Below are 23,423 nucleotides of genomic sequence, written 5' to 3' on the forward strand. Positions count from 1 at the left end.
GCGGCGACCGCCGAGCGCAGGGGATCAGGATGACCGTCTTGCCCACGATGACGGACGAGCCGAGGGCGAGCCGCGCGCTGCCCGCCGACGATCCGCGTGATCCGTCGGCCAGGCTGGGGAGACTGCTGGATCCGGGCACGCCCGCCGTGCTCCACCCCGACGACGACAGCGGCGTCACCGCGGTGCGGGGGCGGGTGGACGGCAGGCCCGTCATCGCCTTCTGCACGGACGCCAGGAGGATGGGCGGCGCGCTCGGCGCGGCCGGGGCGCGGCACATCGTGACCGCCACCGACACCGCGGTGGCCGAGGGCTGCCCGGTGATCGGGCTGTGGCACTCCGGCGGCGCCAGGCTCGCCGACGGCGTCGAGTCGATGGACGGCGTGGGCCGCATGTTCGCCGCGATGACCAGGGCCTCGGGCGTGGTCGCGCAGATCTCGGTCGTGCTGGGCCCGGCCGCCGGCGCCGCCGCGTACGGCCCGGCCCTGACGGACGTGGTCGTCATGGCGGACTCCGGGCGGGTCTTCGTGACCGGTCCCGACATCGTGCGCAGCGTCACGGGCGAGAAGATCGACATGGCGGCGCTCGGCGGTCCCGAGGCGCACGGCCCCAGGTCCGGGGTCGCGCACGTGCCGGCCAGGGACGAGGACGACGCCTGTTTCCGCGCCCGCCGCCTCGCCGGGCTGCTGGGCGGCGGGCGGGGCCGGTTCGACACGGCCGCGCTGCGCGAGCCGAGAGATCTGCGCGCGCTGCTGCCCGACTCGCCGCGCCGGGCGTACGACGTGCGGCCGCTCGTGCACGCCCTCGTGGACGGCGGCCCGGACGGCGGCCCGGACTTCGAGGAGCTGCAGCCCCGCTGGGCGGCCAACGTGCTGGTCGGGCTCGGCAGGCTCGGCGGCCGGCCGGTCGGGGTGCTGGCGAACAACCCCATCCGCAAGGGCGGCTGCCTGGACTCGCTGTCGGCGGAGAAGAGCGCGCGCTTCGTCCGCATGTGTGACTCCCTGGGAGTTCCGCTGATCGTGCTGGTCGACGTCCCGGGCTTCCTGCCGGGCGTGGGCCAGGAGTGGGGCGGCGTCGTGCGGCGCGGGGCCAAGCTCCTGCACGCCTTCGCCGAGTCCGTGGTGCCGCGCGTCACGCTGATCACCCGCAAGGCCTACGGCGGGGCGTACATCGCGATGAACTCCCGCTCGCTCGGCGCCACCGCGACCTTCGCCTGGCCGGACGCCGAGGTGGCCGTCATGGGCGCGGAGAGCGCCGTCGGCGTGCTGCACCGCAAGGCACTGGCCGCGGCCCCCGACGACGAGCGCGAGGCCCTGCGCACCCGGCTGGCCGAGGAGCAGCGCAGGACCGCCGGCGGCGTGGCGCGGGCGATGGCCCTCGGCGTGGTGGACGAGGTGATCGCCCCCGAGACCACGCGGCTGCGGCTGGCCCAGGTGCTGGACCGGGCCGCGCCGGCCCGCGGGCGCCACTCCAACATCCCGCTGTGAACGCCTGCCGCGACCACCCGCGAACGGGCGCCGGCGACGCCCCTACGACCCGCCGGAGAGCCCGGCGGGCAGGTCACGCCGCCGGGAGACGTCGAGCTTGCGGTAGATCCGCGTCAGGTGCTGCTCCACCGTGCTCACGGTGATGAAGAGCTTGCCGGAGATCTCCCGGTTGGAGTAGCCCTCCGCCGCCAGCGCGGCCACCCGGTGCTCGGCCTCGCTGAGCGTCGCCGCGGCTTCCGGCGTCCCGTTCCGCGTCCCGTCCGCGCCGTGCCCGTGGCTGACGCGGCCGTGGTGCCGGGCGGAGGAGGTGACGGCGATCGCGCCCCGTGACGGCGAGCGGAGCAGGGAGTCCGCGTGACATTCCCGCGCCAGCGCGCCGGCCCGGCCACCCAGCATCCCGGCCCTGCGGTGCTCGCCGATCGCGTGGTACGCCTCGGTCAGGTCGACCAGCGCCCTGGCGTGCTCGTACCGGTCGCCGCCCGCCTGCAGCAGGTCGGCGGCGCGGCGCAGGAGCATCACGCGGTGCCGCACCTCGCCCGCGGCGGCGAGCAGGCGCAGCGCCATCCCGTGCACGCGCTTGGACCGCTCGCCGCACCCGGCGAGCTGGGCCTCGATCAGCCCGCGCGCCTCCTCGGCCTCGCCGAGCCGGATCAGCGCCTCGGCCGCGTCGAGCCGCCACGGGACGAACTCGGGCACGTCCAGCCCCCAGGCCCCGGTGAGCTCGCCGCACATCCGAAGGTCGCGCAGCGCCCGCCGGGGCTGGCCCGACATGAGCGCGAAGCGCCCCTTGCCGTAGAGGTACTGGGCGGCGAACCGGGTCTCCAGCATCGCCTCCGGCACCGGGAGGGCGGCCTGCGGCAGATAGTCCGGGTGACGGCCCATCGCGGCTCCGGCGGTCAGCAGGATGCCCAGCGGCGCGCCGATCGCCACCCCCCAGCTCTCCGGCGAGATGAGCTCCAGGGCCCGCTGGGCGTCGCGGGCCGCCGCCGCCAGGTCCCCCCGGCGCAGCGCGATCTCCGCGCGGATCGCCGACAGCCTGGCCTGGCGGCTGGGGGCATGCCGGTCGGCGGCCTCCGCGACGAAGGCGTCGCACCACGTCACCGCCCGGTCGGCCCGGTCGCTGTAGATCAGGGTCAGCAGCGCGCACTCGACCGTGTCCATGGACATCTCGTCCAGCCGGGAGCCGCGCAGGATGCGCTCGGCCGCGGTCACCAGCTCCTCCTGCGGGCCCTCGCGCAGCGTCGAGGCCAGCGCGTCGGCGGACTCCAGCCGGCGGTCGCCGCCGAGGGAACGGGCGACGGCGCTCGCCTGCTCGGGCATGGGCTCCGGCAGGTGCGGCAGGAAGGCGGGCCAGCTGCTGCGCAACCAGGCGCGGGCCGCCTCCAGCTCCACCACCGCCTCCCGGTCCAGCTCCTCCCGGCCGCCCAGGCGGCTCAGCACGTCCCTGGCCTCGGCGGCGTGGCCGTGCCACAGCAGCGCCCTGGCGAGCACGACGGCGTCGCCGTCGCCCAGGTGGCCGTGGCGCAGCGCCTCGGTCAGCTCGGTCAGCTCGGCCAGATGCCCCGGCGGGGTGCCGGGATCGATCCGCCACTTGGCCCGGACCAGCGTGGTGGCGATACGCGCCCTGCGCCGCTCGTCGCGGCACTCCTGCCAGGCCAGCGTGAGGTACTCGATCGCCGACTCCACGCCGTCGTCGCGCAGCGCCTGCTTGGCGGCCTCCTCCAGCACCGACAGCGCCCACGGGTCGCCCGCGCGGCCGGTGCGCAGGAGGTGGCCGGCCACGACGGCGGCGGGCGCGCTCTCCAGGTAGGTCAGCTCGGCGGCCCGGCGGTGCAGCGCGGCCAGTTCGCCGCCGTCCAGCCCGGCCAGCACGGCGGACGCGGCGACCTGATGCCGGAAGCGGCCGCCGGCGAGCAGGCCGGCCCCGGTCAGCGCCCGCACGGCCCTGGCCGTGGCGGCCTCACCCTGGCCGAGCAGCCGGCCGGCGGCGCCGGGCTCGCCCATCACGGCCAGCGCGCGCGCCATCGGAAGCAGGCCGGGGTCGGCGCGCTGGAGACAGGCCAGCACCGCGTCCGCGTACCGCTCACCGGGTTCGCCGGTGGCTCCGAGGTCCTCCAGCGCCGCGTCCGCCAGCAACCGGTTGCCGCCGCTCAGCTCGTGACACCGGGTGGCGAAGAAGCCGGCGGCCTGCCCGCCCGCCCGCTCCCGGACGCGCGCGGCCACGCCCTCGGCCGACAGGTGCGCCAGTCTGACCTGCCGGCAGTGCGGCTGCCGCTGCACCTCCGTGCGCAGAACGTCCTGGGGGTGGGCGCAGTGGTCCGGGGCGCTGAGGACCAGCATGATCCGGGCGTACTTCACCCGTCGCGCGAGGTAGGACAGGCAGAGCTGCGAGGCGTGGTCGGCGTGGTGGACGTCGTCCACGGCGATGACGAGCGGGCGGCGCTCCGACAGCTCCCGCAGCACCGCGCAGAGCGCGTCCACGAGCCGCGCGTTCACCGGCTCGAAGGACTCCGCGCCCGGCGAGGGCGTGCGGGCGCCCTCGCGCAGCAGGTCCAGCGTGGCGGCGCGGTGCTCGTCGGTGGGGGCGTTCTGGGCGAGCTGGGAGAGCACGCCGAACGGCAGGTCGCGCTCCGCGCGGGAGCCCGTCGCGGAGAGCGGGAGCGCGCCCTGGTCGAGCGCCCGGTCGGCGAAGTCGTGCAGCAGCTCGCTCTTGCCGGTGGCGACGGCACCCGTCACCAGCGCGATCCGGCCCCTGCCCGCCGTCGCCTCCCGCAGCAGATCCATCAGCAGGGCCGTGTCCTGCCGCGCGTCGTCCGGAGCCATGATCTTCCTCTCTCTCGTCCCGGCGGGAGGCCGGGACTCAGTAGGGCAGCTTGCGGCCGGATGGCGTCCGCAGGTCGAGCGCGTCCCGGGCGGTGGGCCGTGGACGCGGGCGTCTGGTCCTGATCTGTGACACGGCCTGCTCCTCTGCGCTCAGTCGCCGGCGGCGACCAGGTGGGGACGTCCGACGACGGGGCGGGGACGCTCAGGCGGCTGGGGCGGCCGGTCGGCCCTGGCCAGCCGGCGGCCCGCCGCGCGTACCGCCGCGAGCGCCGCGCTCGTCACGTCCGCGCCCACACCCGCGCCCCACGCCACGGCCGCGCCCCCGCCGCACTCGGCGTAGACCACGACGTCCCCGTCCTCGCGCCCGTCGAAGAGCGGCAGCTCCGCGGTCAGCTCCTCCTCCAGCGGCGGCGCCGTGCGGTGGACCGCGCGGAGCCGCACGCCCCACGGGGCGAGCGCCGCGCCCAGCCCGCGCACGGCGTCGGCGCGCGGCCCGCTCATCTCCACGCCGCCGTCGACGTGGAGCGTGGCCGGGAGCGGCGTCCTGCCGATCGCCAGCGGCGCGGCCGGGTCGCCCTGGTACAGGTACTCCTCGCGGAACATCGCGCCGATCCGGCCCGGGGACAGCTCGCCCTCCAGCGCCTCGGTCCGCGCCTGCACCCGGGCGGCCAGGTCGATCTGGAGGCCGCGCGGCAGGTTGAGCCCGTGCCAGGCGCTCATCACGTACGCCACGCCGCCCTTGCCCGACTGGCTGTTGACCCGGACCACCGCCTCGTAGGTGCGGCCCACGTCCTTGGGGTCCACGGGCAGGTACGGCACGCGCCACGGCAGCTCGGCCGGGTCGACGCCGAGGTCGGCGGCCCGTCGCTCCCGTTCGTCGAAGCCCTTCTTGATGGCGTCCTGGTGCGAGCCGGAGAAGGCGGTGTAGACGAGGTCGCCGCCGTAGGGGTGGCGGGGGTGCACCGGCAGCCGGGTGCACTGCTCGACCGTGCGGCGCACGGCGTTGATGTCGGAGAGGTCGATGCCGGGGTCGATGCCGTGCGAGAACAGGTTCATGGCCAGCGTGACCAGGCAGACGTTGCCGGCGCGCTCGCCGTTGCCGAACAGGCAGCCCTCGATCCGCTCGGCGCCGGCCAGCAGGGCCAGCTCCGCCGAGGCCACGCCGGTGCCCCGGTCGTTGTGCGGGTGCACCGACAGGCACACGTGTTCGCGGCGGGACAGGTTCCGGTCCAGCCACTCGATCTGGTCGGCGAAGACGTTGGGCAGCGAGCGCTCGACCGTGGTCGGGAAGTTGAGGATGATGCCCCGGCCCGCCTCCGGCTGCCAGACGTCCATGACGGCCTCGCACACCTCCAGGGAGAACTCGGGCTCGGTCTCGTTGAACAGCTCGGGGGAGTACTGGTAGCCCAGGTCGCAGTCGCCCAGGACGCGCTCGGCATGCTCCACCAGCACCTGGGTGCCGCGGACCGCGAGGTCGCGGCAGCCGTCGCGGCCGAGGCCGAAGACCAGGCGCCGGAACAGCGGGGAGGTGGCGTTGTAGATGTGGACCATCGCCCGCGGCGCGCCCTTCAGGCAGTCCACGGTGTCCCGGATCAGCTCCTCGCGCGCCTGGGTCAGCACGGTGATCCGCACGTCGTCGGGGATGAGGTCGCGCTCGATGAGCAGCCGTACGAAGTCGTGGTCGTCGCGGCTGGCCACCGGGAAGCCGACCTCGATCTCCTTGTAACCCATGGTGACCAGAAGGTCGAACATCATCAGCTTGCGCTCGGGGGTCATCGGACGGGCCAGGGACTGGTTGCCGTCCCGCAGGTCGGTGGAGAGCCACCGGGGGGCCGAACGGATGCGCTTGCTGGGCCAGGTCCGGTCAGGCAGGTCGAGAGGGACGAATCCGGTATAGCGTTCGGCACCCTTCATGGCGAATTTCCTTCCTGATGACGTCCTGTTCTGGAATATGCGACGGGGATGGATCGCCGGCCGTCGAGGGTGGATACCGGTGGAGTTGCCGATATTTCAGGATTCATCGGGGAAATCGCCCTGAGGCCGTCTCAGGGGCGAGTGCGCTCCGGGTCGGGGTCGTCGTTCTCCGGGTGCGATGGCGAAACTATAGGGGTCGCCAGGGCGGGACAAGCGGGTGCACCATGAGTTCCTGGCAGGGATCCAAGGGGGCACCTCGGGGTATCGAAAGGCGCAGTGCCCCTACAACTTCCGGAAAGCCCCTCTTACCGACCCCATGTACTGACGGTCACAATCCGCCTATGTCAGGTATATGGACCCAGGTCGCGCCCCTTCCCGCCGGCGCTCGCGTGGTGGCGCTGTGCCTCGCCGAATCCCGTCCGTCCGTGCTGGCCGTCTCGTCGCTCCGCTACCTGACCGGGGTCGCCCTGGCCCTGCCGATAACCTCGATCGCCGATTCCGTCATGGTGGTCCAGGGCGGCGTCGCCTGGGTGACCTCGATCTTCGCGATCTATCTGTTCAACGGCGTCACCGACACCGTCGAGGACCGGATCAACGGCTCCGGCCGCCCGATCGCCAGGGGCGACCTGCATCCGCGCACGGCCGCCGCCGTGGCCGCCGCCGCGGCGGCGCTGGCGCTGCTCGCGACCGCGGGCCTGCCGCTCGCGATGACCTGGATCATCGCCGTCAACCTCGGGCTCGGCTACCTCTACTCGGGACCGCCCTCCCCGCTCAAGGCGAGCCCGGGCGGCACGGTGATCGTCCTCATGCTGTCGGGGCTGCTGTCCTACCTCGCCGGGTTCACCGTCGCGACGGCAGGGGCCGGCCTGGTCGCGCCGACCGAGCTGGTCGTCTTCACCACCGCCGCGATCTGCTGGATGGTGCTGGTGGGCGTGCCCGCCAAGGACCTGTCCGACATCCCGGGCGACGCGGCGGCCGGGCGGCGCACGCTGGGGGTGCGGATCGGCGAGTCCGCCGCGCGCCGGGTGATGGTGACGGCGGCCGTCGGGCTTCTCGTGGCCTTCTGCGTGGCGGTCGCGGTCCTGGACGCGCGGCTCGTCGGCGTGCTGGTGGCGATGGCGGCCGGGGTGGCGGCCGTGGTGGTCGCGGGGACGCGCCCCGCCGGCCAGGGGCGGGGCGGCTCCGACCGCCGGGCGAGGCGGAGATCTTACGAGGCATTTATGGCTACGCAACAGGCGGTTCATATTACGGCGGTTCTGTCGAATATATAACCGTTTATGTTGCGCATGCGCCTCGGTTGATCGATAGTGGGAGACGTGCTTGCACTCGGCCCGCGGGCGGAGGAGGCGTCGGTGGAAGGGGAATCCCAGGCGGCCGAAGATCCGGCGAGATGTGTCGAGGCGTGTCGTGACGAAATCCTCACGGAATTCGAGTCGACCCTGCTGACCACGGGAAACGCCGCCTTCGCCGCCTCCCAGGCCCGGCGTCAGGCCCTGACGACCGCACAGTACGTCCTCGACGACGTGGCTGCCACGTTGCGCGCGGGAAAGATACAGGTGAGCAGTCTGTACAAACATCACGCGCGGGAAGTGGGAAACGCGCGCGCCGCAGGTGGAGTTCATCCCGCGGCTTCTCTTGAGGCGGGCTCACTTTTCTTTCGTACGGCTGTCCGTCATCTCTCCGCGCGAATCGCCGCCGACAGCGAGGCCCCCGAGGGGACGCTGGCGCTGGCGGTCACCGGCATGGAGGAGAGCCTGTCCCGGCGCGTCCGTGAGGCGTCGGAGACCTATCACGGCTTCCTGCTCAACCAGGTCCACCAGGCCCAGGAGGACGAGCGGCGGCGCATCGCGCGGGAGCTGCACGACCGGATCGGCCACGGCATGAGCGTCGCCCATCAGCAGCTGGCCCTGGCGGAGGCCTACCACGCCACCGATCCGGCACGCGCCCTGGCGAAGATCGCGATAGCCCAGCAGGCCGTTCAGGAGATCATGGAGAATCTGCGGCAGATCACCTCCGAGCTCCACCCGGCCACGTCCGTGGGCAGCCTGGAGAAGTCGCTGCTCGCCTTCCTGGAGACCGTCGACAGCGACCGCGCCTGCGTCGGCCTCGACGTCAACGGCGACGAGTCGTGGGCGGACCCGAGGTGCATCGACCAGGCGTTCCTCATCGTCCGCGAGGCCGCGCGGAACGCGCTCAGCCACGCCGGTGCGGCCACGCTGTTCATCCGGGTGGACATCGCCCCCCACGCGCTGATCGCCTCGGTGCTCGACGACGGCCGCGGCTTCGACCTGGTGACCGCGCGCAAGCACGGCGGGGTGGGTCTGGCCTCCATGCAGGAACGGGCCGCGCTGCTCGGCGGCCGCGTCACCATCTCCAGCAAGCCGCGCGGCGGATGCCTGGTGGAGCTGTTCATCCCGCTGAAAAGGCAGAGCGACGGCCCCGATGGAGGCTGAACAGATCATCACCATCGCGCTGGTCGACGACCACGCACTCTTCAGAGAAGGGTTACGCGAGATCCTGGAGTCCGACGGCGACATGCGGGTCGTCGGCGAGGCGGGCGACTCGGCGGCCGCCGTCACCATGGTCGGCCGCACACTCCCGGACATCGTGCTGCTGGACGTGGAGATTCCCGGCGAGGAGGTCACCGAGACCGTCTCCCGGATCCGCGGCCTGTCGCCCGACACCCGGATCATCATCCTGAGCATGTACGACGGACCGCAGCTCCTCAGCCGGCTGCTGGGCGCGGGCATCCGCGGCTACCTGCTCAAGAGCGTGCACCGGCACGAGCTGATCGCGGCGGTGCGCAGCGTGCACGAGGAGCCCACGCGGGTGGTGCTGGCCGTCTCCCGCAACAGCCTCGCGCAGGTGGAGGCGGCGTCCGCCCCCACGCTGTCGGACAAGGAGCTGGAGGTGCTCCAGCTCGCGGCGCAGGCGCTGAGCAACAGTCAGATCGCGCGCAGGCTCGGCCTGGCCGAGGCGACGGTGAAGCGCCACATGCGCAACATCTTCGTCAAGCTCAACGCGGTCTCCAGGATCGACGCGGTCAACAAGGCCCTGGCCGCCTCCCTGATCGCGCCGTACACGAGGATCGACCCCGACTGAGCCGCCCCGACCGGCGCGCCCGTGCCGGACGGGGTGGTGTCAGAGCAGGGGCGCCGGGGAGCGCCCGGCCGTGTCGGCGGGGAAGTCGTGCGGGGACAGCCCCGCCAGCATCTCGCCCGCCTCGGGCGGCAGCTCGACCGCCGAGGCGGCGAGGTTCATCTCCAGGTGCAATGGGTCGCGCGTGCTGGGCACCGGCACGATGTGCTCCTCGCGCGACAGCAGCCAGGCCAGCGCGAGCCGGCCGGCGCCGAGGTCGAGCCGCGCCGCGACGGACTCCAGCCGCCGCAGCGGCGAGGCGTGCGCGCGCAGCCGCCCCGGCAGGAACCGGGGGTCGGCGCGCCGCCAGTCGCCGGGTTCGAGCTGGTCGTGGGAGTGGATCCTGCCGGTGAGGAAGCCGCGGCCGAGCGGGCGCGCGGCGACGACGGAGACGCCCAGCTCGCGGACCGTGGCCAGCAGCGTGCCGTCGACGCAGGTGCCCCAGAGGGAGTACTCGATGGCGAGGGCCGTGACCGGGTGCACCGCGTGCGCCCGCCTGAGCTGCTCCGGCGTGCCGTTGGTCAGCCCGATGTAGCGGATCTTGCCGAGGCGCACCAGGCGGGCGAGGCAGGCCATGCTGTCCTCGATGGGGAGGCGGGGGTCCTGGCCATGCAGGTAGTAGATCCCGACGTGGTCGGTGCCGAGCCGTTTGAGTGAGGCGTCGCAGGCCTGTTCGAGGTGCTCCGGCCGGGAGTCGAAGTCCACCGCCTCCGGGCCGTGCATCCGCACTCCGCCCCTGGTGGCCACCACGACGTCGCCGGACCGCCCGGCGATCGCCCGGCCGATCAGGCGTTCCACCTCGCCTGTCGCGTAGAAGTCGGCGGTGTCGAGCAGGTTCACGCCCGCGTCGAGCGCCCGGCGGAGCAGCCGCTCCGCTTCGGCGGGGTCGACGCGCCCGTAGGCGCCACTCAGGGCCAGCGAGCCGAGCCCGAGGTTGGAGATGAGCGGCCCCATCCGGCCTAGCCTCGTATAACGCACGTAATTCCCTTCATGCGTCCCATTCTGTGTTCACCAGTTTCCGGCAGGCATGGGCATTTTACGACCACTCTGGCGCACCAGTTACCACGATATGCCCGTGACAGGTTCCCCTGCCGCCGGTAGGGGTTCTAGGGGCTCCACGTGGATTGTCGTGCTTCACCCCTATACGCCCCCTAATTATGGCACCGCAGGCTATCGCCCTTCTTTCGGGCCTACAGGGAATTGTGGTATTTCGTTACTGCCGGAGTGTTTCCCGCTGTGCCGGACGCGAGGAGGTGTGGGGTGATCGAGGCGATTCTGCCCCCGACGATCCACTCCTTCGACGCCTTCGGCGATCCCCCCGACGCCGTCCTCCTGCCCGCGGAGGAAGAGCTCGTCCGCCAGGTGGCCGAGAAACGCCGCAGGGAGTTCACCACGGCCCGCCACTGCGTGCGCAAGGCGATGGAACGGCTGGGCCTGCCGCCGGTGCCCATCCTGCCGGGCGCCCACGGAGAGCCACGCTGGCCGCCCGGCCTCATCGGCAGCATCACCCACTGTGACGGTTACCGCGCCGCGGCCGTCGCCGCCGTCGGCGGGACCGTTGGCATCGACGCCGAGCCCGACGCCCCGCTGCCGCCCGGAGTGGAGGAGGCGGTGACCCTGCCGGAGGAGCGGAAGATGCTGCGCCGCCTGGCGTCCGAGCATCCGGGCGTGAGCTGGGACCGGCTGCTCTTCAGCGCCAAGGAGTCGGTCTACAAGGCGTGGTTCCCGCTGACCAGGCGGTGGCTCGACTTCCAGGACGCGGCGATCGTGCTCGACCCGGAGCGCGGCGCCTTCCACGCGCGCCTGATGGCGCCGGGACCGCGCTGGCGCGGCCGGCAGCTGACCGGCTTCCACGGCCGGTGGACCGTGGGGCGGGGCCTCCTGCTGACCGCCATCGCCCTGATCGAACCCGCCCCGTCCACCGCGTCCACCGCGTCCATAGCGTCTATCGTGCCGTCGGCGTCCGTGCCCCGGCCGGGACTCCGCGCCGGGGGAGCGTCCCCATGACCGCCGTCCCCGCCGTGCCGTCCCCGCCGCCCCGGCCGCTGCGGTTCGGGGTCGTGCTCATCACCGAGGACTGCTCCGGCGCCGAGTGGACGGCCAAGTGCCGTCGCGCGGAGACCCTGGGCTACGACGTCATCGCCGTGCCCGACCATCTGAACCTGCTGTCGCCCTTCCCGACGGCGGTGCTGGCCGCAGAGGCCACCGAGAAGGCGGTGATCGGGACGTACGTGCTCAACGCCGCCTTCCACCACCCCGTCCTGCTCGCCAGGGACGTCACCACCACCGGCGCCCTCATCGGCGGGCGGCTGGAGCTGGGGCTCGGCACGGGCTACGTGAGGTCGGAGTTCGCCGCCCTGGGCCTGTCCGACGACCCCGCCTCGCGCGTGCGCCGCCTGCGGAGGCTCGTCACCGGCCTGGACGCGCTGCTGGAGCACAAGGGGCCGCCGCTCATGATCGGCGGACACGGCGACCGGGTGCTGCGGCTGGCCGCCCGGAGGGCCGAGATCGTCAGCTTCACCGGCGCTCCCTATCGGCCCGAGTACGGCAGGACCGCGCTGGTCGGCGCGGACGAGCTGCTCCGGCGGGTGGAGTTCGTCCGGGCCGAGGCCGGGCCGCGCGCTCCGCGGATCGAGCTGAACGTGCTGTCGAAGGCCACCGTGCTGACCCGCGACCGGCGCGCCGGCGTGGAGACCGTTCGCCGCTACGCCCCGGACCTGACGCCCGAGCGGCTGCTGGAGCTGCCGACACTGTTCGTGGGCACCCCCGCGCAGATCGCCGAGCAGGTGCTGCGGCACCGGGAGACGCACGGCCTGACCTACTTCACCGTGATGGAGACGGCCATGGAGGACTTCGGCGCCGTCATCGAGCTGCTGCGGTGAGCAGCGGGCGCTCGGCGCTCGCCAGTCCGTGCAGGCAGGCGAGGAGCGTGCGGGCCTCCACGTTGAGGTAGTAGCTGTGCCGCAGCAGCTCGTCGAGCTGGTGCAGGGCCAGCCAGCGGAAGCCCGGGTGGCCGGCCAGCGGGTCGTCGGCGGTCTCCACGACCAGGTAGCGGTTGCGCGCACGATAGAACCGCCCGCCCTCCTCCGACAGCACCGTGTCGAAGCGCACGTTCTCCGGCGGGGCGGAGAGCACGTGGGAGAGCAGCGCCGGCCGGGCGTGCGGCGGCAGGTGATCGTAGTTGCCCGGGGCGCACTGCACGGTCGGGGCCAGCTCGACCACGTCGGTGTAGCCGGGATCGGCGCGGGCGTGCGCCAGCGCGTGCAGCACCCCGCCGATCCGCCTGACCAGGAACGCGACCACCCCGGTGCCGACGGGTTCGATCATCGGCTGGTCCCAGCCGCCGACCTCGCGCCCCCGCGCCCGTACCCGCACGCCGATGACGTGGAAGAACCTGCCCGTGTCGTGCGAGATGCGGCCGTCCGACCGGCGCCAGCCGAGGACCCGGCGGAGCGCGAGCGGCGCGGCCTGGATGTCGGTCGTGGACCGCAGGCCGCTCAGCCAGCTCAGGACCTCCCCCATGGGGTGCGCGGCCGGCCGGCCGGGCTCGCGGGAGCGGGCCACGAGCGCGCCGAAGCCGACCGCCGCGCCGTCGGCCGGGTCGCCCTGGGGCGGCAGGCAGGCCAGCACCGTACGGGCGTCCATGTTCACCAGGTCGGGCACGGACAGCAGCTCACGCACCCGCCGGAGCGGCAGCCAGCGGAAGCCCTCGGCCGCCGTCACGTCGGGACCGACCTCGACGACCATGTTGCGGTTGCGCTTGCGGTAGAACCACGCGCCCTGCTCGGACTGGCGCACGTCGACGAGCACCCGCCGGCCGCGCGGCTCGCGGAAGAAGCCGAGGTACGGCACCGCCCGCCCCTCGTGCACCCGCGTGTAGTTGCTTCTGGTGGCCTGCACGGTGGGCGACAGCTGGGCGCCGCCGACGTTGCCGGGCTCGTTCTTGGCCTGCATCAGCAGGTACGGCACGTCGCCGACCCGTTTGAGCAGGATGCCGAGTATGCCGGCCTCCGGCTGGTGGATGATGGGCTGCGTCCAGGAGGGCACCGGGCCCGCGGGATGCCGGACGTCGAGGCCCTGCACCGTGAAGAACCGCCCGCTCTCGTGCCGGATGTCGCCCGTCTCCGGGTCCTCCCGCCAGCCGGTCAGGTCCTCCAGCGGAACCCGCGTCACCGCCATGGTCGTGTGGCCGGCGACCTCCTCCAGCCAACCGCGAACGTCGATGGCAGACTCCTCACCGGGCTCCTCCGGCCTGCGCCGGGCCGCCGATCTCGGGCGTCAGGGCCGAACGTGTCATGCCGCCGCGGCCCCGCTCAACCCCTGCCGTCCCCTATCCGCGCGGGCCGTGGATTTAGGGGTTCTGCGCCGCTGCGGCGCTTCGTAGCCTTCTAGGGTGGACGCCATGACCGAGCAGCCGGACGTGCGAGCAAGCGACCAGGACCGCGACGCAGTGGCCGAGAAGCTCCGGGTCGCTGTCGGCGAGGGGCGCATCACCCTTGAGGAGTTCAACGAGCGGATCGAGGACGCCTACACCGCCCGCACCCGGGGGCAGCTGGACGCCCTGGTGGCGGACCTGCCGCTGACCGGGGTCCCGGTCCCGGCCGGTCGCGCGACGCCGCCGGCCGTCCCCACCGGTGACGTGCTGGAGCTGCACGTCCGCAGCGGCAAGGTCGTGCGCGACGGGCGCTGGACGGTGCCCGCCTACATCACGGCCAAGGCGGCCAGGTTCGGCACCGTGAAGATCGACTTCACCCGGGCCGACTGCCCGTACCAGGAGGTCGTGCTGGACGTGGAGATCACCTCCTGGTTCGGCGACGTCGTCCTCATCGTCCCGCGCGGCTGGCTGGTCCGCGACGAGGAGGTCGTGCGGCGGCGGCTGGGCGCGGTGTTCAACCGCCCGCCCGTCTCGCTCGCCCACGACGGGGTCGTGATCCGCCTCACCGGCTACGTGCAGACCGGGGACGTGTGGGTGCGGTACCGCTGAACCGCTGGAGGATCGCATGGAATGCCGGATCTGTTCCGGGCGACTGCGCCCGTTCGCCGACTTCGGGAGGCAGCCGGTCTCCGACGCCTTCGTCGCCCCCGGCGACCCCGGCCCCGAGTTCTTCTTCCACCTGGCCGTGGGGGTCTGCGCGGACTGCTCCATGGTCCAGCTGCTGGAAGAGGTGCCCAGGGAGAAGATGTTCCACGACGGATACCCGTACCTCTCCTCGGGGTCGGCGGTGATGCGCGAGCACTTCGCCGGCGTCGCGGAGCGGCTGCTCGCCACCGAGCTGACCGGCCCGGACCCGTTCGTGGTCGAGCTGGGCTGCAACGACGGCACCATGCTGAAGACCATCGCCGAGGCCGGCGTCCGGCATCTCGGCGTCGAGCCCTCCGGCGGCGTGGGCCGCCGGGCGGCGGCCAGGGGTGTGCGCGTGCGCGAGGGCTTCTTCGAGGCGGCCGCGGCCGCCGGGATCCTCGCCGAGGACGGGCCCGCCGACGTCGTCTACGCGGCCAACACGCTCTGCCACATCCCCTACATGGACTCCATCCTGCGCGGGGTGGACACCCTGCTCCGGCCCGGGGGCGTGCTCGTCTTCGAGGACCCGTACCTCGGCGACATCGTGGCGCGGGCCTCCTTCGACCAGATCTACGACGAGCACTTCTACTTCTTCTGCGCCACCTCCGTCCGCGCCATGGCCCGCCGCCACGGGTTCGAGCTGGTGGACGTGGAGCGGCTGCCGGTGCACGGCGGCGAGGTCCGGTACACGCTGGCCCGGCAGGGCGCGCGGACGCCCGGCCCCGCGGTGGCCCGCCTGCTGGCGGAGGAGGAGGCCGCGCGGCTGACCGAGCCGGCGACGTTGCGCGCGTTCGCGTCCCGGGTGGCCGCCAACCGCGACAGCCTGGTGGCGCTTCTGGAGGGTCTGCGCGACGAGGGCGCCCGCGTCTGCGGCTACGGCGCGACGGCCAAGAGCGCCACCGTGCTGAACTACTGCGGCATCGGGCCGGACCTGGTGCCGTTCATCTGCGACACGACGCCCGCGAAGCAGGGCCGGCTCACGCCGGGCTCGCACATCCCGGTGCGCGAACCCGGGGCGTTCGCCGACCCGTACCCCGACTACGCGCTGCTGCTCGCCTGGAACCACGCCGAGGAGATCATGGCCAAGGAGACGGCGTTCCGCGAGGCGGGCGGCACGTGGATCCTGTACGTCCCCGAGGTCCACCTCATGGGGGCCTGACCATGGGCGGCCCGCGATGAGGCACCGGCAGCTCGCCGTGAGCGGCGCCTACGCCTTCGATCCCGAGGTCTTCCGCGACGAGCGGGGCGACTTCGCCTCGCCCTACCAGGAGACGGCGTTCGTGGCCGCGCTCGGGCGGGCCCTGTTCCCCGTCGCGCAGGTCAGCAGGAACGTCTCCCGGCGCGGCGTGGTGCGCGGCATCCACTACACGCTCACCCCGCCCGGCACCGCCAAGTACGTCTACTGCGGGGGCGGCCGGGCCCTCGACCTGGTGGTGGACCTGCGGGTGGGGTCGCCGACGTTCGCCCGGTGGGACGCGGTGGAGCTGTCCGCCGACGGCGGCAGGGCCGTCTACGTGCCGCCCGGCGTCGGGCACGCCTTCGTCGCCCTGGAGGACCGGACCGTGGTGAACTACCTGCTGTCGGCCGAGTACCGCTCGGCGACCGAGCTGAGGCTCTCGGTGTTCGACGAGGAGATCGGGCTGCGGCTGCCCGACGTCCCGGCGATCCTGTCCGAACCCGACCGGGCCGCGCCCACCCTCGGGGAGGCCGCGGCGGACGGCCTCCTGCCGAGGTACGCCCCCTGAGCCGTCACAGGACGTCGCGGAGCGCCGAGATGACCTTGTCCTGGACGCCCGTCGGCAGCGACGGATACATGGGCAGCGAGAAGATCTCCCCGGCCAGCGCCTCGGTGACCGGGAGGCTGCCGGGCCGGTACCCCAGGTGGGCGAAGCCCGTCATGGTGTGCACCGGCCACGGGTAACTGACGTTGAGCTCGATGTCGTATCCGCGCAACGCCTCGATGATCTCGTCCCGGCGGGGATGGCGCACCACGTACAGGTAGTAGGCGTGCTCGTTGCCCTCCGCCGTCTCCGGCAGCACCAGGCCGGTGTCCGCCAGGCCGTCGGCGTAGCGGTCGGCCACCGCCCGCCGGGCGGCCAGGTAGCCGTCGAGCCGGGTCAGCTTGCGGCGCAGGATCTCCGCCTGCACCTCGTCCAGCCGCGCGTTGTGCCCCGGCGTCTCGACGACGTAGTACGTCTGTTCCATGCCGTAGTAGCGCAGCCGCCGCAGCGCCCGGCCGACCGCGGCGTCGGAGGTGATCACCGCCCCGCCGTCGCCGTAGGCGCCCAGCACCTTGGTCGGGTAGAAGGAGAAGGCCGCCGCGTGCCCCAGCGACCCGGCGGGCCGGCCGCGGTGGCGGGCGCCGTGGGCCTGCGCGCAGTCCTCCAGGATCACCAGGTCGTGCCGGGCGGCCAGCCGCTCCAGCGGGCCCAGGTCCACGCACTGCCCGTACAGGTGCACGGGCAGCAGGCACCTCGTCCGCGGGGTGATGGCGGCCTCCACCTGGGCCACGTCCATCAGGTACGTACGGGGGTCGACGTCGGCGAAGACCGGGACGGCCCCGACCGCGTCGATGGCGACCACGGTGGGCGCGGCCGTGTTGGACACGGTGACGACCTCGTCGCCCCGGCCCACGCCCAGCGCCTGCAGGGCCAGCTTGACGGCGTTGGTGCCGTTGTCCACGCCCACGCAGTGGCCCACCCCGTGGTACGCGGCGAACTCCTCCTCGAAGGAGCGCACACTCTCACCCAGAATGAGCCGCCCGGAGCGGAAAACGGTCTCGACGGCGTCGAGGACGTCGTGGCGCTCGGCCTCGTATTCCGGCAGATAATCCCAGACCCGCGTGGGCATCGTCGTCCTCCTCGCCGTCGGGGCCAGGGTAGGCATTCCGGTCCGCCGGGCGGAACCCCTAGGAATGGCCTCGAAAACAGGGGGTCCGGGCCGAGGTCTGGGGGACTTCAGGGGTGCTGCGCCGACCCGGCCGTTCATTAGGTTGAGTCGGGTGAACACGCTGATCCAGCGAGAGAACTGACATGACGCGCCATTATCTCTTCATGTGTCAGCCCGACCACGGTCATGTGATTCCGCAACTCGCCGTGGTCGAGGAATTGGTGGACAGGGGAAATCGGGTCACGTTCATGACGGCGAGCACGATGGCGCGGCAGGTCGAGGGCGCCGGCGCCACCCTGCTCGCCTACGACGCGGCCTACCAGTCCGTCGACCTGCGCAAGCTGGAGGACGACCCGCTGGGCCTGCTCTCCCTGTTCCTGGACGAGAGCGCGGCCATGCTGCGGGCGGCCGACCGGCTGCGCGACCGGCCCGACCTGATCGTCTACGACGTCTCCATCCTGCACGCCGGCCGCGTGCTCGCCCGCAAGTGGGGCGTCCCGGCCACCCAGCTGATCCCGGTGTTCGCCTCCAACGCCCACTTCTCCTACCTGTCGTCCATCTACGACGGTGAGGAGGCGGTGCGCGAGCTGCCCGGATGGGTGGACGGCATGCTCGCCAGGACCCGGGAGCTGGCCCTCGCGCACGGGGTGCGGGCCGACCCGGCCGAGCTGTGGTGGTCGGTCCAGGACTCCAACCTGGTCACCCTGCCGCGCTCGTTCCAGTTCGCCGGGGAGACCTTCGACGAGCGGTTCGCGTTCGTCGGCCCGTGCCTGGGCGGGCGCGCCTTCCTGGCCGGGTGGGATCCGCCGCAGGACGGGCTGCCGGTCGCGCTGCTGTCGTTCGGCACCGTGGCCAGCGGGCGTCCCGACCTGGTGCGCGCCTGCGTGCGCGCCTTCGCCGACCTGCCCTGGCACGCCGTGGTGACCTTGGGAGACGGCATGGACCCCGCCGAGCTGGGGCCGCTGCCGCCCACCGTCGAGGTGCGCCGGTGGGTGTCCCATCTGCGCGTGCTGGAGCACGCTTCCGTGGCGGTCACCCACGGCGGCATGGGCACCGCCATGGAGACCCTCTACTGGGGCCGCCCGATGATCGTGGTGCCCGCCACCGCCGTGGACCGGCCGGTCGCCCGCCGGATCGGCGAGCTGGGTCTCGGCCGGGTGCTCGAACCGGCGGAGCTGACCCCGGAACGCCTGGTCGAGGCGGTGCTCGCGGTGGCGGCCGATCCCGGGGTGCGCCGCAACGCCGAGGCGATGCGGCGCGACGTGCGGGCCGGGGGCGGTGCCGCGCGGGCCGCCGGCGAGCTCGCGCGCCGCCTGGCACGGGCCGCCTGATGGGCGCGCCGATGTCAGGGCCGGCGCCGGGGCCCGCCTTCGAGTTCCGGGTGCTGGGGCCGCTCAGGGTGTTCAAGGACGGCGCAGAACTGCCGATGGGCGCCAACAGGGAACTGGCCATCCTCGCCTGCCTGCTCCTCAACGCCAACCGGGTGATCAGCGTCGAGCGGCTGGTCGAGGCGGTGTGGGCGGGCTCGGCCCCGCGCAGCGCCTGGCGGCAGGTCGCGATCTGCGTGTCCCGGCTGCGCCGCAGGCTCGGCGCCGGCCTGATCGAGACGTCCAGCCCCGGCTACCTGCTGCGGGCGGCCGACGACAGCATCGACTGGCTCAGGTTCACCTCCATGGTGGCGCGGGCCAGGGAACTCGCCGCGGGCGACAGGGAGCGGGCCGTGCTCCTGCTCCGCGAGGCGCTCGCGTTGTGGAGCGGCAGCCCGTTCGAGCACTTCAGCGGGCTGCGGTACGAGGTCGCGCGCATGGCCGAGTGGCGGCTGGAGGCGCTGGAGACCTGCCTGGAGCTGGAGATCGAGCTGGGCAGGCACCATCAGGTGATCCCCGAGCTGCTGGCCCTGGTCGCCGAGTCACCGTTCCGTGAGCGGGTGCGCGCCCAGCTCATGCTGGCCCAGTACCGCGCGGGCCGTCGCGCCGACGCGCTGCGCACGTACCAGGAGACGCGGCGCTTCCTGCTGGAGCAGATCGGCCTGGAGCCGGGACCGGCGCTGCGGCGGCTGCACGAGCAGATCCTGCGCGACGAGACCGCGCTGATGCCGCGCCCGCCCGCGCCCGCCCCGGTCGTGCCCTGCCAGCTTCCGCCGCAGGTCCTGCCGTTCGTGGGACGGGCCGGGGAACTGGCCTTCCTGGACGCGGCGCTGCGGCCCGACCCGGAGGTGGCCGTCGCCGGCACGATGGTGGTCAGCGGGCCGCTGGGCGTCGGCAAGACCACGCTGACGCTGCGCTGGGCGCACACGCGGATCGACTGGTTCCCCGACGGCCAGCTCTTCGCGGACCTGGCGGGGATCGAGATCGGCGCCGTGCTGGACCGCTTCCTGAGGGCGCTCGGCGAACGCGACATCCCCGCCGACCGGGCCGAGAAACTGGCCCTGTACCGCAGCCGGACCGCCCGCCGCCGGATGCTGGTGGTGCTGGACAACGCCCGCGACGGCGACGAGGTGGCGTCGCTGCTGCCCGGCGGCGCGGGCTGCCGGGTGGTGGTGACCAGCGCCGACCCGCTGGACGAGCTGGTCGCCAGGCAGGGGGCGCACCGCGAGTTCCTGGCGCCGCTGGCCGAGGACGCGGCGCGCGAGCTGGCGGACCTGCTCGTCGGCGCGGCCGGCGCGACGCTGGGCCCGGAGGCGGTGTCCGACCTGGTCGCCACCTCGTGCGGCAACCCGCTCTCGCTCCGCCTCGGCGCGGCCCGGCTCCGCACCCGCATGGCCCGCGTCTGACGCGCGGCTCGTGCCCGAGGCCGCCCGGGACGTCTCAGCCGAGGGCGAGGATGCCGGCGAGGGCCCTGGTCAGGGACTCTCCCCGGGTGCCGGGCCCGCTGGTGGTCCGCCAGCCGACGTGGCCGTCCGGGCGGATCAGGACGGCGCCCGCCTCGCCCACGCCGTACTCCGCCGCCCAGGTCGCGGAGCCGTACGCGCCGGTCGGCGAGATCTCGGCCACCGCCAGGTCGCCGCCGGTCCGGTGGGCGGCGCGGGCCCACGCGCGGGACGCCGTCATCAGGGTGAAGCGGGGGCCGAGCAGGTCGAGGGTCGACACGGGACCGCCGTCCCCGGTGAGCCACACGTGCGGGGCGCGGTGCCCGGGCCGGGCCGTGGGGACGTAGGTGCGGTAGGGGTCGCCGGGCGCGGGGGCGGCCGTGCCGTCCGCGACCACCGCGGCGGACTCGTACGCGAGGCCGAGCACCAGGCCTTCGCAGCTGCGCCGGCCCGCCTGCTGGTCGACGGCCTCCTCCATGGACAGCCGGCCCTCCATCATGCGGAAGGTGATCAGGGCGTTGGTCAGGCTCTCGTCCACGGTCCGCACGGCGACCGGGCGCCGCTCGGTCGTGTAGGTGTCCAGCAGCGCCGGACCGGCGGTGCCGCGCAGCACGGCGGCCAGCTTCCAGGCCAGGTTGTGGGCGTCCTGGATGCCGCAGTTCATGCCGAATCCGCCCTGCGGCGTCGCCACGTGCGCGGCGTCGCCGGCCAGGAAGACCCGGCCGGACCGGAAGTCGTCGGCGACCCTGGCCTGCTGCAGCCACGGCATCACGCCCAGGATGGTGACCGGCAGGCCGGGCACGCCGACGGCGGCGCGCACCGCGGCCAGGCACACGTCCTCGGTGAAGTCGGCGGGGCTTCCGCCCTGCTCCGGCTCGTACCCGGTCTGCACCATCCACCGCCGTTCGTGATCGACCGCCTCCAGCGCGCACGGCGGGTCGCGCAGGAAGGACAGCGCGGCCCGCCGCTCGCGGGGGAGGAAGCCCAGGTCGGCCTCGAACATGATGCTGATCATGTGGCCGAGCACCGGCGGGCCCTCGGTCTTGATGCCGAGCGAGTCGCGCACGCCGCCGCGGCTGCCGTCGGCGGCGACCACGTACCGGCAGCGCACCCGGGTCTCGCCGGCCGGTCCGGACACGACGGCCTCGACGCCGCCGGGGACCTCGCACATGGAGGTCATGGCGGTGCCGAACCTGACGTCCGCCCCGGGCCCCGACTCGGCGGCCCGGCGCAGGATGACCTCCAGCAGGTCCTGGGAGCACAGGAAGGTGTAGGTGGGGCTGTGCGGGGCGTCGCGCCGCAGCGCCGCCGCCGACCGGACGAAGTCGTCAGCCGTGAGCGAGCTGCCGACGCCCACCGCGAGGAACTCCTCGCGCGGCATCCCCGCGCTCTCCACCTCGTCCTGGACACCCCAGGACCGGAAAATCTCCATGGTCCGGGTGGTGATGAGCCGGGCCTTGGGGAAAATCGACGTTCCCGTGTGCTTTTCGACCAGCAGGGTTTCGACCCCGTGACGGGAAAGCTCGATCGCCGCGCTCAATCCGACCGGCCCGCCCCCGACCACCAATACGTCCACCTCAAGCTGGTTCATTGCGCCAGCATCGAATATATCGATTATCTCAGTCAATGCAGGGATATCCGCATGATACAGGCGTGATATCCCGCTTTAGTAGCTTAAGTAAGGAAGATCAATGCAAGTCATTCCGCGATTCCCGAATTGCTGGAGACGCCGATGCTGTTCACCCAAGGGTCCGTGGCCCTGGTCACCGGGGGGTCACGCGGGATCGGCCGGGCCGTCGCGCTCGACCTGGCCCGGGAGGGCGCGCACGTCATCGTCAACTACGCCAGGTCGGAGCAGGACGCCAAGGAGGTCGTGGCCCTGATCCAGGAGGAGGGCGGCAGCGCGACGAGCGTGCAGGCGGACGTCACGGACGAGGAGGCGGTCCGTCACGTGTTCCGGCAGATCCGGGCCGAGCACGGCCGGCTCGACGTGCTGGTGACCAGCGCCGGCATCACCCAGGACCGCTACCTCATCACGATGAGCCTGGACCAGTTCCGCGGCCCCCTCGACACCAACCTCATCGGGACCTTCCTGACCTGCAGGGAGGCGCTGAAGCTGATGCGGCACCGGCGCAGCGGCTCGATCGTGACCCTGTCCTCCTCCAGCGGCCTGGACGGCGGCTTCCCCGGTCAGACCAACTACGTGGCGTCCAAGGGCGCGATCATCGCCTTCACGCACGCGCTGTCCAACGAGGCCGCCCCGCACGGGGTGCGGGCCAACGTGGTCGCCCCCGGATTCGTCACCACCGACATGACCCGCAAGGTCCCCACCGCCATCCGGAAGCAGTACGAGTCGCGCATCCGCCTCGGCCGGATGGGGCGGCCCGAGGAGATCGCCTCCATCGTCAGCTTCCTCGCCTCCGAAAAGGCGTCGTACATGTCCGGCTCGGTGGTGGTCGCCCACGGCGGCGGCCTCGGGTGAGCCGTCCCACCCCCGACCCCGCAAGCCCCGAGGCATAGGAGAACACATGACCGTCGACGAACTGCGCGCGAAAGCCGCCGAACGGCGGCAGACCTGCGACCAGATCAAGAAGATGATCGTCTCCCGGCTCGACCTGGAGATCGAGCCGGGCTGGATCACCGACGACCAGCCGCTGTTCGGCCGGGGCCTGGAGCTGGACAGCCTGGACGTGCTCGAACTGTACGTCGCCATCGAGGCGGAGTTCGGGGTCGCGCTCTACGACAGCGAGATGGCCGTCTTCGGCTCGGTGTCGCGCCTCGCGGACGAGGTCGACCCCGCGCTCCGGGCCGGCCGATGACGGTCGCGCAGGCGGAACCCGCCGCCCTGCCGGCGGTGTCCGGGCTCACCCACGACCAGATCCGCGCGGTCCTGCCGCACCGATGGCCGATGCTGCTGCTCGACAAGGTCGGCAAGGTGGAGCCGGGCGTCAAGGGCACGGCCACCAAGAACGTCGCCGGGACCGAGCTGTGGTTCCAGGGCCACTTCCCGGCCGAGTCGGTGCTGCCGGGCGTCGTGATCGTCGAGGCGCTGGCGCAGCTCGCGGGCGTGGTCTTCGCCCTGGCCGGGGCCAGCGAGATCAGCTATCTGGCGGGCGTCCGGTCCATGCGCTTCCGGCGTCCGGTGCTCCCTGGCGACCAGCTCGCCCTGACCGCCGAGCGGACCGGGGGCGGCGGTGGATTCGCGGAGTTCCGCGTGTCGGCCCGGGTGGCCGGCCAGGTGGCCGCCGAAGGAATTCTCACGATCGCCGATCCGGCGGCGCAACGTTCTGGGCGAAAGGTGTGA

20 protein-coding genes are annotated in these 23,423 nt (G+C 73.1%); 14 read left to right on the forward strand and 6 right to left on the reverse strand.

The genetic code is table 11. The annotated features are described in order from the left end of the window. The first annotated feature begins 29 nt into the window (after positions 1 to 29). Positions 30 to 1,484, forward strand: coding sequence for an acyl-CoA carboxylase subunit beta (locus ACQEUU_RS35405; protein ID WP_433074639.1), 1,455 nt, complete (start codon positions 30 to 32; stop codon positions 1,482 to 1,484). 42 nt (positions 1,485 to 1,526) lie between these two features. On the opposite strand, the gene ACQEUU_RS35410 is transcribed toward ACQEUU_RS35405, so the two are convergent. Continuing rightward, positions 1,527 to 4,307 (reverse strand): helix-turn-helix transcriptional regulator, encoded by a 2,781-nt coding sequence (locus ACQEUU_RS35410; protein ID WP_433074642.1) that lies wholly within the window; start codon positions 4,305 to 4,307, stop codon positions 1,527 to 1,529. Positions 4,308 to 4,457: 150 nt separating this feature from the next. Continuing rightward, entirely contained in the window at positions 4,458 to 6,221 is a 1,764-nt protein-coding gene (locus tag ACQEUU_RS35415) for a 2-isopropylmalate synthase (RefSeq protein ID WP_433074644.1), read from the reverse strand. Between the two features lie 341 nt (positions 6,222 to 6,562). Between ACQEUU_RS35415 and ACQEUU_RS35420 the strand changes: the two genes are divergently transcribed. The 3 genes from ACQEUU_RS35420 to ACQEUU_RS35430 all read left to right on the forward strand — a co-directional run bounded on the left by ACQEUU_RS35420 (position 6,563) and on the right by ACQEUU_RS35430 (position 9,323). Next, the gene (locus ACQEUU_RS35420; RefSeq protein ID WP_433074647.1) at positions 6,563 to 7,492 is read left to right on the forward strand and encodes a UbiA family prenyltransferase; all 930 of its coding nucleotides are present in this window, start codon (positions 6,563 to 6,565) and stop codon (positions 7,490 to 7,492) included. 471 nt (positions 7,493 to 7,963) lie between these two features. Further along, the gene (locus ACQEUU_RS35425) at positions 7,964 to 8,674 is read left to right on the forward strand and encodes a sensor histidine kinase (protein ID WP_433074650.1); all 711 of its coding nucleotides are present in this window, start codon (positions 7,964 to 7,966) and stop codon (positions 8,672 to 8,674) included. Then, positions 8,664 to 9,323: a response regulator transcription factor gene (locus ACQEUU_RS35430; protein ID WP_433074653.1), complete on the forward strand. Its 660-nt coding sequence runs from the start codon at positions 8,664 to 8,666 to the stop codon at positions 9,321 to 9,323. Before ACQEUU_RS35425 ends, ACQEUU_RS35430 begins: the two co-directional genes overlap by 11 nt. A 39-nt stretch (positions 9,324 to 9,362) precedes the next feature. Here ACQEUU_RS35430 and ACQEUU_RS35435 read toward each other — a convergent pair whose 3' ends face one another. Then, positions 9,363 to 10,313 (reverse strand): aldo/keto reductase, encoded by a 951-nt coding sequence (locus ACQEUU_RS35435; protein WP_433074656.1) that lies wholly within the window; start codon positions 10,311 to 10,313, stop codon positions 9,363 to 9,365. 306 nt (positions 10,314 to 10,619) lie between these two features. Here ACQEUU_RS35435 and ACQEUU_RS35440 point away from each other — a divergent pair, with 306 nt between their 5' ends. Continuing rightward, positions 10,620 to 11,366 (forward strand): 4'-phosphopantetheinyl transferase family protein, encoded by a 747-nt coding sequence (locus ACQEUU_RS35440; RefSeq protein WP_433074659.1) that lies wholly within the window; start codon positions 10,620 to 10,622, stop codon positions 11,364 to 11,366. Beyond that, positions 11,363 to 12,241, forward strand: a complete 879-nt coding sequence (locus ACQEUU_RS35445) for a TIGR03621 family F420-dependent LLM class oxidoreductase (RefSeq protein ID WP_433074662.1) — start codon at positions 11,363 to 11,365, stop codon at positions 12,239 to 12,241. Before ACQEUU_RS35440 ends, ACQEUU_RS35445 begins: the two co-directional genes overlap by 4 nt. On the opposite strand, the gene ACQEUU_RS35450 is transcribed toward ACQEUU_RS35445, so the two are convergent. After that, positions 12,222 to 13,583, reverse strand: coding sequence for an NDP-hexose 2,3-dehydratase family protein (locus ACQEUU_RS35450; RefSeq protein ID WP_433075449.1), 1,362 nt, complete (start codon positions 13,581 to 13,583; stop codon positions 12,222 to 12,224). The genes ACQEUU_RS35445 and ACQEUU_RS35450 overlap by 20 nt on opposite strands. Before the next feature lie 178 nt (positions 13,584 to 13,761). On the opposite strand from ACQEUU_RS35450, the gene ACQEUU_RS35455 reads away from it, so the two are divergent. Genes ACQEUU_RS35455 through ACQEUU_RS35465 form a run of 3 tightly spaced genes read left to right on the forward strand, consistent with a single transcriptional unit; the run spans position 13,762 to position 16,166 of the window. Further along, positions 13,762 to 14,343, forward strand: a complete 582-nt coding sequence (locus ACQEUU_RS35455; protein ID WP_433074665.1) for a DUF1707 SHOCT-like domain-containing protein — start codon at positions 13,762 to 13,764, stop codon at positions 14,341 to 14,343. 16 nt (positions 14,344 to 14,359) lie between these two features. Next, the gene (locus ACQEUU_RS35460) at positions 14,360 to 15,580 is read left to right on the forward strand and encodes a methyltransferase domain-containing protein (RefSeq protein ID WP_433074668.1); all 1,221 of its coding nucleotides are present in this window, start codon (positions 14,360 to 14,362) and stop codon (positions 15,578 to 15,580) included. Between the two features lie 16 nt (positions 15,581 to 15,596). Beyond that, positions 15,597 to 16,166 (forward strand): dTDP-4-dehydrorhamnose 3,5-epimerase family protein, encoded by a 570-nt coding sequence (locus tag ACQEUU_RS35465; protein ID WP_433074671.1) that lies wholly within the window; start codon positions 15,597 to 15,599, stop codon positions 16,164 to 16,166. A gap of 4 nt (positions 16,167 to 16,170) precedes the next feature. On the opposite strand, the gene ACQEUU_RS35470 is transcribed toward ACQEUU_RS35465, so the two are convergent. Beyond that, positions 16,171 to 17,271, reverse strand: coding sequence for a DegT/DnrJ/EryC1/StrS family aminotransferase (locus ACQEUU_RS35470; RefSeq protein ID WP_433074674.1), 1,101 nt, complete (start codon positions 17,269 to 17,271; stop codon positions 16,171 to 16,173). A gap of 203 nt (positions 17,272 to 17,474) precedes the next feature. On the opposite strand from ACQEUU_RS35470, the gene ACQEUU_RS35475 reads away from it, so the two are divergent. Then, on the forward strand, positions 17,475 to 18,641 hold the full coding sequence (locus ACQEUU_RS35475; protein ID WP_433074677.1) for a macrolide family glycosyltransferase: 1,167 nt from the start codon (positions 17,475 to 17,477) through the stop codon (positions 18,639 to 18,641). 11 nt (positions 18,642 to 18,652) lie between these two features. Beyond that, a complete protein-coding gene (locus tag ACQEUU_RS35480; RefSeq protein ID WP_433074680.1) occupies positions 18,653 to 20,083 on the forward strand; it encodes a BTAD domain-containing putative transcriptional regulator in 1,431 nt (476 codons plus the stop codon). 34 nt (positions 20,084 to 20,117) lie between these two features. Here ACQEUU_RS35480 and ACQEUU_RS35485 read toward each other — a convergent pair whose 3' ends face one another. Beyond that, complete coding sequence (locus ACQEUU_RS35485; RefSeq protein WP_433074683.1) at positions 20,118 to 21,710, reverse strand: FAD-dependent oxidoreductase; 1,593 nt, start codon at positions 21,708 to 21,710, stop codon at positions 20,118 to 20,120. 141 nt (positions 21,711 to 21,851) lie between these two features. Between ACQEUU_RS35485 and fabG the strand changes: the two genes are divergently transcribed. The 3 genes from fabG to fabZ are packed head-to-tail and all read left to right on the forward strand — an operon-like array spanning position 21,852 to position 23,423. Beyond that, complete coding sequence (gene fabG / locus ACQEUU_RS35490; RefSeq protein WP_433074686.1) at positions 21,852 to 22,601, forward strand: 3-oxoacyl-ACP reductase FabG; 750 nt, start codon at positions 21,852 to 21,854, stop codon at positions 22,599 to 22,601. Between the two features lie 46 nt (positions 22,602 to 22,647). Continuing rightward, the gene (locus tag ACQEUU_RS35495; RefSeq protein WP_270158773.1) at positions 22,648 to 22,938 is read left to right on the forward strand and encodes an acyl carrier protein; all 291 of its coding nucleotides are present in this window, start codon (positions 22,648 to 22,650) and stop codon (positions 22,936 to 22,938) included. Beyond that, positions 22,935 to 23,423: a 3-hydroxyacyl-ACP dehydratase FabZ gene (gene fabZ / locus ACQEUU_RS35500; RefSeq protein ID WP_433074689.1), complete on the forward strand. Its 489-nt coding sequence runs from the start codon at positions 22,935 to 22,937 to the stop codon at positions 23,421 to 23,423. Before ACQEUU_RS35495 ends, fabZ begins: the two co-directional genes overlap by 4 nt.

The sequence above is a fragment of the Nonomuraea sp. CA-218870 genome, from assembly GCF_050936535.1.
GTDB classification, from domain to species: domain Bacteria; phylum Actinomycetota; class Actinomycetes; order Streptosporangiales; family Streptosporangiaceae; genus Nonomuraea; species Nonomuraea corallina.

What these genes read in the sequence shown, in the direction of transcription:
- ACQEUU_RS35465 (WP_433074671.1), top strand. Translation starts at nt 15,597, where the DNA reads ATGAGGCACCGGCAGCTCGCCGTGAGCGGCGCCTACGCCTTCGATCCC.
- ACQEUU_RS35410 (WP_433074642.1), bottom strand. Translation starts at nt 4,307, where the DNA reads ATGGCTCCGGACGACGCGCGGCAGGACACGGCCCTGCTGATGGATCTG.
- ACQEUU_RS35435 (WP_433074656.1), bottom strand. Translation starts at nt 10,313, where the DNA reads ATGGGGCCGCTCATCTCCAACCTCGGGCTCGGCTCGCTGGCCCTGAGT.
- ACQEUU_RS35475 (WP_433074677.1), top strand. Translation starts at nt 17,475, where the DNA reads ATGTGTCAGCCCGACCACGGTCATGTGATTCCGCAACTCGCCGTGGTC.
- fabZ (WP_433074689.1), top strand. Translation starts at nt 22,935, where the DNA reads ATGACGGTCGCGCAGGCGGAACCCGCCGCCCTGCCGGCGGTGTCCGGG.
- ACQEUU_RS35470 (WP_433074674.1), bottom strand. Translation starts at nt 17,271, where the DNA reads ATGCCCACGCGGGTCTGGGATTATCTGCCGGAATACGAGGCCGAGCGC.
- ACQEUU_RS35485 (WP_433074683.1), bottom strand. Translation starts at nt 21,710, where the DNA reads ATGAACCAGCTTGAGGTGGACGTATTGGTGGTCGGGGGCGGGCCGGTC.
- ACQEUU_RS35480 (WP_433074680.1), top strand. Translation starts at nt 18,653, where the DNA reads ATGTCAGGGCCGGCGCCGGGGCCCGCCTTCGAGTTCCGGGTGCTGGGG.
- ACQEUU_RS35425 (WP_433074650.1), top strand. Translation starts at nt 7,964, where the DNA reads ATGGAGGAGAGCCTGTCCCGGCGCGTCCGTGAGGCGTCGGAGACCTAT.
- ACQEUU_RS35415 (WP_433074644.1), bottom strand. Translation starts at nt 6,221, where the DNA reads ATGAAGGGTGCCGAACGCTATACCGGATTCGTCCCTCTCGACCTGCCT.
- ACQEUU_RS35430 (WP_433074653.1), top strand. Translation starts at nt 8,664, where the DNA reads ATGGAGGCTGAACAGATCATCACCATCGCGCTGGTCGACGACCACGCA.
- ACQEUU_RS35495 (WP_270158773.1), top strand. Translation starts at nt 22,648, where the DNA reads ATGACCGTCGACGAACTGCGCGCGAAAGCCGCCGAACGGCGGCAGACC.
- ACQEUU_RS35460 (WP_433074668.1), top strand. Translation starts at nt 14,360, where the DNA reads ATGGAATGCCGGATCTGTTCCGGGCGACTGCGCCCGTTCGCCGACTTC.
- ACQEUU_RS35420 (WP_433074647.1), top strand. Translation starts at nt 6,563, where the DNA reads ATGTCAGGTATATGGACCCAGGTCGCGCCCCTTCCCGCCGGCGCTCGC.
- ACQEUU_RS35445 (WP_433074662.1), top strand. Translation starts at nt 11,363, where the DNA reads ATGACCGCCGTCCCCGCCGTGCCGTCCCCGCCGCCCCGGCCGCTGCGG.
- ACQEUU_RS35405 (WP_433074639.1), top strand. Translation starts at nt 30, where the DNA reads ATGACCGTCTTGCCCACGATGACGGACGAGCCGAGGGCGAGCCGCGCG.
- ACQEUU_RS35455 (WP_433074665.1), top strand. Translation starts at nt 13,762, where the DNA reads ATGACCGAGCAGCCGGACGTGCGAGCAAGCGACCAGGACCGCGACGCA.
- fabG (WP_433074686.1), top strand. Translation starts at nt 21,852, where the DNA reads ATGCTGTTCACCCAAGGGTCCGTGGCCCTGGTCACCGGGGGGTCACGC.